Source organism: Pseudokordiimonas caeni (assembly GCF_026719705.1).
In the GTDB taxonomy this organism is placed as follows: domain Bacteria; phylum Pseudomonadota; class Alphaproteobacteria; order Sphingomonadales; family Kordiimonadaceae; genus Gimibacter; species Gimibacter caeni.
In genome coordinates this window covers 764,597-776,460 of record NZ_JAPPRR010000001.1, presented here as the reverse complement: position 1 = coordinate 776,460, position 11,864 = coordinate 764,597, and the positions used below count along the sequence as shown (strand labels likewise).

Here is an 11,864-nt window from a genome sequence, read left to right as displayed (position 1 = left end):
ATCGGGAGGGACGTGTGGCCGACAGGAAGTTTGACCCTGGAACAACGAGCGAAGCTCGGGAAAACGATCCTTCTATCGACCGCCGTGCGCTCCTCAGAGGAGCCGGTCTTGTCGGCGCCGCAGCCCTCCTCACCGCCTGCGGCGGCAACAGCGATCAGGACTGCGCACCAGTTGATGGTGCGCCCGCCATCCTTTCCAAGAAACGCAGCCTCAAGATGGTCACCGCTTGGCCCAAGAATTTTCCGGGCCTCGGCACCGGGGCCGAACGGCTGGCTCGCCGGATCGAGGCACTGTCGGACGGCCGTATCGGCGTGAAGCTTTATGCCGCGGGCGAGCTTGTGGGTGCGCTTGGCGGCTTCGACGCCGTCGCGCAGGGTCAGGCGGACATGTATCACGCCGCCGAATATTACTGGCAGGGCAAGTCGCCCGCCTTCAACTTCTTCGCCGCCGTGCCGATGGGCATGACCGGCAGCGAGATCAGCGCCTGGGTGCGCTTCGGCGGCGGGCAGGAACTTTGGGATGAACTCGCCGCGCCCTTCGGCGTCAAGGCCATGCTCGCCGGCAATTCCGGCGTGCAGATGGGTGGCTGGTTCCAGAAGGACATCAATTCGGTCGAGGATTTCCAAGGCCTGCGCATCCGCATGCCGGGCCTTGGCGGCGAGGTGATGCGGCGGCTCGGCGCCACGCCGATCACCAAACAGGGAGGCGAGATTTTCCAGGCCCTTTCACAGGGCAACATCGATGCGACCGAATGGGTCGGCCCCTGGAACGACCTTGCCTTCGGTTTCCACACCATCGTGAAGAATTACTATTATCCCGGCATTCATGAGCCCGGCTCGGCCCTGTCGCTCGGCCTTAACAAAAAGCTCTGGGATGATCTCTCGGCACAGGACCGCACCATCATCGAGGCCTCGGCCGCTGCCGAGAACGATATCATGCTGGCTGAATTCAACGCCAACAACGCCCGCGCGCTTGATACCCTCATCCGCGAACATGGCGTGCAGCTGAAGCGCTTCAGCGATGAAATCCTCAAGCGCCTTGGCGAGATTTCGACCGAAGTGATTGCCGAAGTGGCCGCGACGGACGACATTTCCCGCCGCATCTTTGAAAGTTATGCCGCCTCCCGCAAGGATGGCATGCGCTGGGGCGAGATCGGCGAGCGTGCCTTCGCCGAAGCCCGCGCCCTGAGCGCCGCCGAGTAATATGCTCACGCGCCTTGCCTCGCAGCTTGATGGATTTGCCGAAGCCACCGGCAGGGTCCTCGGGTTTCTCCCGCTCATACTGGTACTTGTCCAGTTTGCGGTTGTACTCAGCGTCTATATTTTCCGGCTGGGATCCATCGAGCTGCAGGAAAGCCTGCAATATATCAACGCGCTGATGTTTTTGGGCGCAGCGGGCTACACCGCCCTTCATGACGAACATGTGCGGGTGGATATCTTCTACAGCCGCATGAGCCCGCGCGACAAAGCGCTCGTCAATCTCTTCGGCACGCTTTTCATGCTGATCCCCTTCCTCATCCTCTTTTGGATGACCGCCCTGCCCTTCGTGGACATGAGCTGGACGATCCGTGAGGGCAGCGTGGACGCGGGCGGGTTGCCGTTTGTCTATATCCTCAAGGCAACACTGTTACTCTTTGCCTTCACGCTGTCGCTGCAGGCGGCATCGATCCTCATCCGGTCTGCCCTCACCCTCAGGAAGGGAGCCGCCTGATGGACCCGCACATGATGCTGACGGCGGCAATGTTCGCCGCACTCGTTTTTCTGATGATGGCCGGCTTCCCGGTCGCCTTCACCCTTGCTGGCACAGGCCTCCTGTTCGGCTTCATCGGCATGGAAATGGGCATTCTTGACGCCGGCTTCATGGAACTGCTGCCGAACCGGCTTTATTCGAACGTCATCCGCAACGAGCTTCTGTTCGCCGTGCCGCTGTTCGTGCTGATGGGCGTGATGCTGGAGCGATCCAAGGTCGCTGAGGACCTTCTGGAAAGCATGGGCAAGCTTTTCGGCTCCATGCGCGGCGGGATCGGGCTTTCTGTCACGCTTGTGGGTGCACTCCTTGCGGCTTCGACCGGCATTGTCGGCGCCACTGTTGTCACCATGGGACTCCTCAGCCTGCCGACGATGCTGAAGCGCGGCTATGACCCGGCGCTCGCCACCGGCGCGATTGCCGCCGCCGGGACGCTCGGCCAGATCATCCCGCCCTCGATCGTGCTGATCCTGCTGGCTGACGTGATGTCATCGGCGTGGCAACAGGCGCAGCTGACGCAGGGCATCTTCTCGCCAACACCCGTCAGTGCCGGCGAGATATTTGCGGGCGCCCTGCTGCCCGGCCTCGTGCTGGTGCTGCTTTACATGCTCTATCAGGGTGCTGTGGCGATCCTGAAGCCGAACGCGAGCCCCGCTGTGCCGCGCGAGGAAGGTGTGGTGATCGACGCCGCTTTCCTGATCCGCACGTTTGCCGCCCTACTGCCGCCGCTGCTGCTGATCGTTGCGGTGCTCGGCGCCATATTGGGCGGTGTAGCAACGCCGACCGAAGCGGCGAGTGTCGGTGCCATCGGCGCTATCCTTCTGGGCTCCGCGCGCGTTGGCGGGGCGGGGCCACGCCTTGTGATCGTCGCCGTCGCCAGTCTTTCGGCACTGCTGCTTATCGCAGCGGGCTTTGACCTGCGTATGGCACGCGCCGAGGTGCCGATGGCCGACAAGGCTGCTTTCTTTGCCGCCATCGTACTGAGCATCGTTTTCGTCGCCGCCGTCGGCCTTGCCATCCGTGCCACCTGGAAAAGCGGCATCCTTGTCGATGTCAGCCGCGCAACGCTGCGCATTTCCACGATGGTCTATACGATCCTGATCGGCGCCTCGCTTTTCTCGCTCGTTTTCCGCGGCCTTGGCGGCGACGAGGTGATCGAACACTGGCTCACGAACTTGCCGGGGGGCACAACGGGTGCCATCATCCTTGTGATGGTGCTGATGTTCGTGCTCGGCTTCTTCCTCGATTTCATCGAAATCTGCTTCGTGGTGGTGCCCGTGGTGGCCCCCGCACTTCTTGCCATGGATGGCGTCCATGGACCCGTATGGCTTGCTGTCCTCATGGCCATGAACCTGCAGACCAGCTTCCTCACACCGCCGTTCGGCTTCGCGCTCTTTTACCTCAGAAGCGTGGTGCCCGATGAAGTGAAGACCTCGACCATGTACAGGGGCGTCATTCCCTTCATCATCATCCAGCTGGTGGCGCTGATCATCATCGCGCTCGACCCCGGCCTCGTGACATGGCTACCGGATCTTCTTTTCAAAGGATAATATCCCGGTCATCACACAGCCAGATATGAGGGGAGAAACATCATGATCGGCTATGTCACCGTCGGCACCAATGATATCGAGAAGGCTGCCGCCTTCTATGACGAACTTCTGGCCCTTCTCGGCGCGCGGCGCTCGTGGGACCTGGAAACCTTCAAGGTCTGGGGCACAGGGCCGGACAAGCCGGGCTTTTCCATCACCAAGCCTTATGATGGCAATGCCGCCACCGTGGGCAACGGCGTAATGGTGGCCTTTGCAGCACCGGACCGAGCGACGGTCGACAAGGTCTATGCCAAAGCCATGGAGCTTGGCGGCACCTGTGAAGGCAAGCCCGGTATCCGTGGCGGCGACAGCAGCACCTTCTATGCCGGTTATTTCCGCGATCTCGATGGCAACAAGCTGAACTGCTATCACATGTAAGGGGCTTTCAAGCCCCACATCCCATGCAAAATCGCTGTTGCTGCCATACACTTATGGCGGCTTCGCACCCTCATGCCTTCGGTTAGGATGACCTCCCCAAGTCCGACAAACGGAGGAAAACGATGATCGGCTATACGACAGTGGGCACCAACGATTTCGAGAAAGCCACCGCCTTCTATGAAGAGCTTTTCAGCCTGCTCGGCGGCAAGCGCGTGCAGGACGGCGAGCGTTTCAAGGCATGGAGCCGAGCTCCCGGCAGCCCTGCCTTCGGGCTCGTCAAACCCTATGACGAAAAGCCGGCAACCGTCGGCAACGGCGTGATGTATGCGCTGTTCGCGCCCGACCGCGAAACGGTGGACAAAGTTTACGCCAAGGCCCTTGAGCTTGGCGGCACCAGCGAAGGCGAACCCGGCCCGCGAGGCGAGACTTTCTACGCAGCTTTCTTCCGCGATCTGGACGGCAACAAGTTAAACTGCTTCAATATGGCATCGGCCGGCTGAGGCAAACCTGCCCTCCCGCCGTGGGAAAACCGTTGCGGGAGGGGAGCCATGCTGCGGGAAGAGACCGTATCTTACACAGAAGAAGCCCTGAAGCCATGGCTGCAGGGCCGCAGCCTTACAAGCTGGTTCGACCAGTATGACGAGGAAGGCTATGTGATTTTCCCGCGCGTCATGCCGTCAGAAGGTGTCACGCGCGTCCGGGAAGCGCTTCAGCCGTATCTCGAGGACAACAAGGCCGGCCGCAATGATTTCGAAGGCCTGAAATCGAACCGCGTTTATGCGCTTCTCGCCAAATCGCCGGTCTTTGTGGAAATGGCCACCCACCCGCTGGCGCTGGCCTTTGCGGAACACGACCTTGGCCGTTCGTGCCTTCTATCCGCCTGCCTTGCCATCAAGCTGCATCCGGGCGAAACCGTGCAGCCTTGGCATTATGACGACAGCCATATCGACGCGCCGATGCCGCGCCCCACATACGGCACATCCACCTTCTGGGCGATTGACGACACGACTGAGACAAACGGCGCAACCGAGATCATCCCCCGCAGCCACAAATGGGGCAGTGTGGAAATCGCCGGCGCCAACAAGCCCGAAAGCTTCACCGACCGCCGCGTGCGTGACGTGAGCGATGATCCGGGCGCCCGCGCCGATGCGATCAAGGCGGTGATGCCATCGGGCTCCTTCATGGTGGCCAAGGGGACGCTCTGGCACCGGGGCGGCGCCAACCGATCAGACGCGCCGCGCCTGATTGTCACCCCGCAATATGTGATCGGCTGGGCCAGAACGCTTGAAAACATGAGCCTCGCGGTGCCGCGCGAACTGGCGAAAACCATGCCCGGGCGCGCACAGGAACTGCTCGGCTATTCCATCCACCCGCCCTTCATGGGCTATGTGGACGGCGTGCATCCGAAGAAGGTGCTGGGGTAGCAAACATGCGCCGTCACCCCGAACCTGATCCGGGGTCCAGTTTCGTCATTGAGAGCCGCTGGATGCCGGGTCGAGCCCGGCATGACGGAGGAATTGCTTACCTGAACTTGTTGTTCCGCGGGAAGCCCATCGGGGGCAGGCGGCCGGTGTTACCGCGTTTGCCCGACCAGGGCTCTAGCGCGGTTTCAGTGCGCCAGCGGTCCGTCGAGCCGCCCATCGGCCAGGTAAGGCCTTCCTCGCGCGAGAACAGCAGAAGGTCAGCCATGCCGCCATCCTTGTAGCGTTGCAGGGTAACGCCCTGCCCGCGCGCCATGGTGGGGATTTCGGAAAGCTCGAATACCAGCAGCTTGCGGTTCTCGCCGATCACGGCAACGCTGTCGCCCGTCACCGGCATGCAATGCGTCGCCACCGCCTTGTCCGGCAGGTTCAGAAGCTGCTTGCCGCCCTTCTTCATCGCAATGGCATCGTCTGCCGCCGCGATGAAGCCCTTGCCGATGGAGGATGCCACCAGAAGCTGGCTACCGGGTACATAGGGGATCAGCGAGACGATCTCGTCATTCGCATCCATATCCACCATCAGGCGCACCGGCTCCCCGTGGCCGCGCCCGCCGGGCAGCTTGTCGGCCCCGAGCGTGTACATCTTGCCGGCCGTGGAGAAAAGGAACAGCTTGTCGGTCGTTTGCGCATGGAAGCGGAATTTTTCCTCGTCCCCTTCCTTGTAGGTGATCACGTCCTCGGGCTTCATATGGCCCTTCATGGCGCGTATCCAGCCGCGTTTGGAGCAGACGACCGTGATCGGCTCTTTCTCGATCATGGCTTCGATCGGCACGATCTCGGCGGTCGGCGCCTCGCCAAAGCCGGTGCGGCGTTTTCCGAGCACGCTATCCGGCCCGAATTTCTTCATCAGCGCCGCAAGATCACCGCTCACGCGTGTCCATTGCCGCGCCGGGCTGGCGATCAGCTGCTCAAGACCGGCTTTCTCTTTGGTCAGCTCGGCATGCTCGCCCTTGATTTCCATCTCTTCCAGTTTGCGCAGCGACCGCAGGCGCATGTTGAGGATGGCTTCGGCCTGATTTTCCGTCAGATCGAAGGTCTTCATCAGGCATTCCTTGACCTCATCTTCCTCGCGGATGATGCGGATCACCTCATCGAGATTGAGGTAGGCCTTCAGGAAGCCATCAAGAATTTCGAGGCGCTTGTCGATCTTGTCGAGGCGGTAATTGCTCTTGCGGATCAGCACCTCGACCTGATGGTCGAGGAAGCTTTCGAGCATTTCCTTGAGGTTCAACACGCGCGGGCGCTGGTCAAGCGCGATGACGTTCATATTGACGGCGAAGCGGATCTCAAGCTCGGTCAGCTTGAAAAGGCTTTCCATCAGGATTTCGGGTTCCACGGTGCGGTTGCGGGGCTCCAGTACCACACGGATATCCTCGGACGATTCGTCGCGCACGTCATTCAGGATCGGCAGCTTCTTGTCGCCGATCAGCTCGGCGATGCGCTCGATCAGCTTCGACTTCTGCACCTGATAGGGGATTTCAGTGATGACGATCTGGTAAAGGCCGTGCTTCAGCTCTTCCTTTTCCCATTTCGCCCGCACGCGGATCGACCCGCGCCCGGTTTCATAGGTATTGAGGAGGCTCTCGGCAGGTTCCACGATCACACCGCCAGTCGGGAAGTCGGGCGCAGGAATCAGCTTCACGAGGTCCGCGACCATCACTTCCTTCGATTTATCGCGGCGCGCTTCGATGAGCAGCTGCAGGCCTTCGATCAGTTCGCCAAGGTTGTGGGGCGGGATGTTGGTCGCCATGCCCACGGCGATGCCGTTCGAGCCGTTGACCAGCAGGTTCGGGAACATGCCGGGGAAGACGATCGGCTCGTGGTCCTCGCCGTCATATGTGGCGCGGTAATCGACGGCGTCTTCATCCAGCCCGTCCATCAGCACGGCGGCGACCTCGGTCATCCGGGCTTCCGTGTAGCGCATGGCGGCCGCGTTATCGCCGTCGATATTGCCGAAGTTGCCCTGCCCGTCGATAAGCGGCATACGGACCGAGAAATCCTGCGCCAGACGCACCAGCGCGTCATAGACCGACTGGTCGCCGTGCGGGTGATACTTACCGATCACGTCACCCACCACGCGGGCGCATTTCTTGTAGCCCGTATTGGGATCAAGCTTCAAAAGCCGCATGGCGTATAGAAGACGGCGGTGAACCGGCTTCAGGCCGTCGCGCACATCAGGCAGCGACCGCGACATGATGGTGGACAGGGCATAGGCCAGGTAACGCTCGCTAAGGGCGTTGCCGAACGGGGCCTCGACGATATTTTCAGTGAATTCAGAATGCGTGCTCATGAGGGCGACTATAACGATCCATCCGCACTTGGCTAGACGGGAGTGACGCCCCGGACAAAGTTATCCACGGGAAATTTCAGCGGCGAGCGTCGCCGTGAAACGCTCCCGCGCCGGGGGCTGTCCCTGCCCCTGCACGTCCCACACATTGCGGCCAAGGAAAAAGCCGGTGAGCGCCAGTCCGTTGGCCACTTCGCGCAGCGATGGCCGGCCTGCCGCCGTGTCGATCAGGAAGGGCGGCAACACCAGAAGCCGCTCGGCATAAGGGGCCCCGGCGGATGCGCTGACAGCCCTACCTGATTTGGGCGAAACATAGGTCAGATTGTCATTGTCGCCCGTCGCCGCGCATTCGGAAAGATCGAGCCCGTAGCCCAGATCGGCAAGCACGCCAAGCTCCAGCCGCACCAGCCCCTCGCCCCAGTGAACGAGTGCCGAGGCATCGTCTTCGAGAAGATCGAGCAGTGCGACGAGCCCCTCATACACCCGCCCATGAGGCTCGCGTTCCGGCAATGTGGCAGCGACGACAGAAACCATGGCCGATAGGGCCGCGAGCCGGGCACCATCGCCCATCAATGCGCCCAAGGGATTATGCACGGGCTCCACGGTGAAGCGGCCAAGACCTTCCTCAAGGCGGGAATACCAGCTTACCTCGACGCGGCTGCCGGGCTGCAAATGGCCCTTCTGGCGGCGGCTCATGCCCGCCTTCACGAAGCCGCGGTGGCGGCCGTGCTCGGCAGTCAGCACCTCAAGCACGGCGTCATGCTCGCCGTGCCGGGCGAGCGAAAGGATGATGCCACTATCCTGCCAGTCCAACGATCAGATCCGATCAGTCGACATAGTCAAGGCCCATGTCCTTGTACACAGTGCGGTCGTCGGCCCAGCGTTCGGTGACACGCACATGCAGGAACAGATGAACCTTGCGGCCGAAATTCTCTTCCATATCCTCGCGCGCCATCTGGCCGAGCAGCTTCAGCATCTGGCCGCCCTTGCCGATGACGATGCCTTTCTGGCTGTCGCGTTCCACATGGATGACCTGCGCGATCCGCACGGAGCCGTCCTTCTTCTCTTCCCATTGTTCGGTCTCGACCGTGGTTGAATAGGGCAACTCGTCATGCAGGCGCAGATAGATCTTCTCGCGAGTGATTTCAGCGGCCAGCAGGCGCATCGTCACATCGGCGATCTGGTCTTCTGGATACATGTAAGGCCCGACCGGCGCGAGCGAGGCCAAATGCTTCTTGAGGTCGGCAACCCCCGAGCCATTCATCGCCGAAATCATGAAGACATCGGTGAAAACGCCGGTGTCGTGCAGTTCCTGCGCAAAGGCAAGGAGGCTGTCGCGCCGCACAAGATCGATCTTGTTGATGGCAAGGATCACTTGGCGCTTGGCGGCCTTCAGGCTCTCGATGATGGCTTCCACCTCTTCGGTGATGCCTTTCTTCGCGTCCACCATCAGCACGACCTGCTCGGCGTCATCGGCGCCTTTCCAAGCGGCCGAAACCATGGCGCGGTCCAGCCGGCGCTTCGGCGAGAAGATGCCGGGGGTATCAAGGAAGACAAGCTGCGTGCGGCCTTCCATGCCGATACCGGTGACCCGCGTGCGGGTGGTTTGCACCTTGTGCGACACAATCGCCACCTTGGCGCCAACCAGCGCGTTCACAAGGGTCGATTTGCCGGCATTCGGGGCGCCGATCACCGCCACGAAGCCGCAGCGTTCGACGTCTTCGTCCTGAATGTCTGTCATGCTGCGTCTCCATCTATGGTTTCCAGCAGCGCCTCGGCGGCTGCCTGCTGTGCAATACGTTTCGAGGTGCCACGCGCTTCCGCCTCGCCGACACCATCGATGGCGGCGCGGATGGTGAAAACGGGGCTGTGGTCGGGGCCATCACAGCCCACCACATCATAAGTCGGTAGCGGCAAGGAGCGCGCCTGCGCCCATTCCTGCAGCTGGGTCTTGCTGTCTTTCGCCGCACTCGGCACGCCGTCCAGAAGCGGCTTCCAGTGCTTGCGGATGAAGGCTTTGGCAGCCGCAAAACCGCCATCCAGATAGAGCGCACCTATCACCGCCTCGGTGATGTCGGCGCGGATCGCCGCCTTGTCGCGCGTGCCTTCCTGCTCAGCCCCCGGATTGAGCTTGATCAGCGGCACAAGGCCCAGTGTTTCCGCCATGTCGGCCAGCGTTTCACGGCGCACGAGGCCGGTGAAACGACGGTTGATCTTACCCTCGGCTTCGCCCGGAAACAGCTCCAGAAGCCATTCAGCGATCACGAGGCCGAGCACCCTGTCGCCCAGAAACTCCAGCCGCTGGTAGTTGCTGCTGCCGGAAAGCGACGGATGGGTCAGCGCTTCATCAAGAAAGCTGACCTTCGTGAACGTATATCCCGCAACTTTGCTTTGAAGGCTCATCTCAGCCCTCCGCACCGTCACGCGCGATATCCATCAGGCGGCGCATTTCGGCGATAGAGGCCGCAAGCCCCACAAAGATTGCCTCGCCGATCAGGAAGTGGCCGATATTCAGCTCGCGGATTTCGCGGATCGCCGCCACTGCGCCCACCGTATCGTAAGCAAGGCCGTGGCCCGCGTGGACCTCAAGCCCGAGGGCGGTGCCCATACCGGCCGCCTTGGCAATCCGCGCCAGTTCATGCTCGCGCGCTGCGCCCTCATGCTCGCAGTAAGTGCCGGTGTGCAGTTCCACAACGGGCGCACCGATTCGAACCGATGCCTCGATCTGCGCTTCATCGGGGTCGATGAACAGGCTGACCCTGCAGCCTGCATCATTCAGCGCATTCACATAGGGCACCAACCGGTCATATTGGCCGACGATATCGAGCCCACCTTCGGTGGTCAGTTCCTGCCGTTTTTCAGGCACAAGGCAAACCGCGTGCGGCTTGTGGCGAAGGGCAATGGCCAGCATTTCTTCCGTCGCCGCCATCTCGAGGTTAAGCGGCACGGTCAGCTTTTCCATCAGCGCGTCGATATCGCGGTCGGTGATGTGGCGGCGGTCTTCGCGCAGGTGGGCAGTGATGCCGTCAGCCCCCGCCTCCACAGAAAGAAGGGCTGCTCGCACCGGATCGGGCATCATGATGCCGCGCGCGTTCCGGATGGTGGCCACATGGTCGATATTGACGCCCAGCCGGAGGGCACGGGAACTAGCTGTTGGTCTCGTCATATGTCGCTTTCGCCAGAATTTCGGATTGCCGCTCCATCGAGGCGACGGCAGCAGCCAGCCGTTCGCTGCGCGCCTTCCGCCGAAGGGCGCGGCGCGAACGATACTTTACCAGAAAGGTCTTGATGACGGCATAGAAGATGATCCACGCGATGATGGAAGAAGGAATGCCGCCGATGATGATCGGGAATATCCGCGAGAACAGCGCCGACGCATAGTCAAGCGGCGCGTCCATGAAGGCACCCCAGGACCAGGTTGGCATCGGAATTTCATTCACGACACCGCCGAGGATCCAGATACCGATTTCCGCGTTCATCGCAAAAAAAAGCGGGAAGGTCCAGGGGTTGCCGACAGCCGTCCCGATGGCGGAGGCGAGGAGGTTGCCCCGCGTCGCCCACGCGACGCCAAAGGCAAGCAGGAAATGGAAGCCGAGGAACGGCGTGAAGGATACCGCCGCGCCCGAAGCAAAGCCTGCGGCAATGCTGTGCGGCGTGCCCGGCAACCGGGCCACCCGGTGCCAGATATATTTGGACGACCGGGCAATGCCTGTCCGGGGCCAGAAGAAGTCCGCAACCCTGCGCCAGAAGCTTTTCCTGGTGCGGCTTTTGAAGAGCATGACCTTACGCTTTCAGACCCCGGCTGCCGGGTTTCACGGCGGGCACATCTTTCAGATGCGCGGGGATATTGTCTTCGCTGAACGTTGGCGCCTCGATTTCGACAAGCGCCGTAAGCGGAACACCGACATCGGCCTTCCCGCCTGACCGGTTGACAAGGCAACCTGCCGCCGCGACCTTGCCGCCAAGGCTTTCGATGGTTTCGATGCATTCGCGCGAGGAAAGACCGGTAGTGACCACGTCTTCCATCATCAGGACGCGGGCGCCCGCCGGGATTTCAAAGCCACGGCGCAGTGCAAAGCTGCCGTCCACGCGCTCGGTGAAAATGCCGGGCACACCCAGTTGGCGGGCCACTTCATAGCCGACGATCACGCCGCCCATGGCGGGGCTGACGACCATGTCGACTTCCACACCGGTCGCCCGGAACTTGTCGGCGAAGGCCCTGCACAGCCGGTCGGCGCGCTTGGGGTCCATCAGGACGCGGGCGCATTGCAGGTAAACGGTCGAATGAAGCCCGGACGACAGCTTGAAATGCCCTTCGAGAAGGGCGCCTGCGTCACGGAATTCCTGCAATACGGTCTCGCGGTCCATCGCCTGGTCCTTTTT

The 11,864-nt window shown here is 61.6% G+C and carries 13 protein-coding genes; 6 read left to right on the top strand and 7 right to left on the bottom strand.

What is annotated here, in order from left to right:
- The first annotated feature begins 74 nt into the window (after positions 1-74).
- The 6 genes from OU694_RS03470 (at position 75) to OU694_RS03445 (ending at position 5,137) form a co-directional block, all read left to right on the top strand.
- Positions 75-1,202, top strand: a complete 1,128-nt coding sequence (locus OU694_RS03470; RefSeq protein WP_373460243.1) for a TRAP transporter substrate-binding protein — start codon at positions 75-77, stop codon at positions 1,200-1,202.
- 1 nt (position 1,203) lies between these two features.
- Positions 1,204-1,710, top strand: a complete 507-nt coding sequence (locus OU694_RS03465) for a TRAP transporter small permease subunit (protein WP_308909591.1) — start codon at positions 1,204-1,206, stop codon at positions 1,708-1,710.
- The gene (locus OU694_RS03460) at positions 1,710-3,296 is read left to right on the top strand and encodes a TRAP transporter large permease (protein ID WP_308909590.1); all 1,587 of its coding nucleotides are present in this window, start codon (positions 1,710-1,712) and stop codon (positions 3,294-3,296) included. Before OU694_RS03465 ends, OU694_RS03460 begins: the two co-directional genes overlap by 1 nt.
- Positions 3,297-3,338: 42 nt before the next feature.
- Positions 3,339-3,713 (top strand): VOC family protein, encoded by a 375-nt coding sequence (locus tag OU694_RS03455; protein ID WP_308909589.1) that lies wholly within the window; start codon positions 3,339-3,341, stop codon positions 3,711-3,713.
- Positions 3,714-3,835: 122 nt separating this feature from the next.
- Positions 3,836-4,213, top strand: coding sequence for a VOC family protein (locus OU694_RS03450; RefSeq protein WP_308909588.1), 378 nt, complete (start codon positions 3,836-3,838; stop codon positions 4,211-4,213).
- Between the two features lie 48 nt (positions 4,214-4,261).
- On the top strand, positions 4,262-5,137 hold the full coding sequence (locus OU694_RS03445) for a phytanoyl-CoA dioxygenase family protein (RefSeq protein WP_308909587.1): 876 nt from the start codon (positions 4,262-4,264) through the stop codon (positions 5,135-5,137).
- A gap of 97 nt (positions 5,138-5,234) precedes the next feature.
- Here OU694_RS03445 and parC read toward each other — a convergent pair whose 3' ends face one another.
- Genes parC through pyrE form a run of 7 tightly spaced genes read right to left on the bottom strand, consistent with a single transcriptional unit; the run spans position 5,235 to position 11,849 of the window.
- On the bottom strand, positions 5,235-7,484 hold the full coding sequence (gene parC, locus OU694_RS03440; RefSeq protein ID WP_308909586.1) for a DNA topoisomerase IV subunit A: 2,250 nt from the start codon (positions 7,482-7,484) through the stop codon (positions 5,235-5,237).
- Positions 7,485-7,544: 60 nt separating this feature from the next.
- Positions 7,545-8,294, bottom strand: coding sequence for a DNA repair protein RecO (gene recO, locus OU694_RS03435; RefSeq protein ID WP_308909585.1), 750 nt, complete (start codon positions 8,292-8,294; stop codon positions 7,545-7,547).
- A gap of 13 nt (positions 8,295-8,307) precedes the next feature.
- The gene (era, locus tag OU694_RS03430; RefSeq protein ID WP_308909584.1) at positions 8,308-9,222 is read right to left on the bottom strand and encodes a GTPase Era; all 915 of its coding nucleotides are present in this window, start codon (positions 9,220-9,222) and stop codon (positions 8,308-8,310) included.
- On the bottom strand, positions 9,219-9,884 hold the full coding sequence (gene rnc / locus OU694_RS03425) for a ribonuclease III (RefSeq protein WP_308909583.1): 666 nt from the start codon (positions 9,882-9,884) through the stop codon (positions 9,219-9,221). Before rnc ends, era begins: the two co-directional genes overlap by 4 nt.
- 1 nt (position 9,885) lies before the next feature.
- Positions 9,886-10,647: a pyridoxine 5'-phosphate synthase gene (locus tag OU694_RS03420; protein WP_308909582.1), complete on the bottom strand. Its 762-nt coding sequence runs from the start codon at positions 10,645-10,647 to the stop codon at positions 9,886-9,888.
- Positions 10,628-11,260 (bottom strand): DUF2062 domain-containing protein, encoded by a 633-nt coding sequence (locus tag OU694_RS03415; RefSeq protein WP_308909581.1) that lies wholly within the window; start codon positions 11,258-11,260, stop codon positions 10,628-10,630. The genes OU694_RS03420 and OU694_RS03415 overlap by 20 nt, the downstream gene beginning before the upstream one ends.
- A 4-nt stretch (positions 11,261-11,264) precedes the next feature.
- On the bottom strand, positions 11,265-11,849 hold the full coding sequence (pyrE, locus tag OU694_RS03410) for an orotate phosphoribosyltransferase (protein ID WP_308909580.1): 585 nt from the start codon (positions 11,847-11,849) through the stop codon (positions 11,265-11,267).
- Positions 11,850-11,864 lie beyond the last annotated feature (15 nt).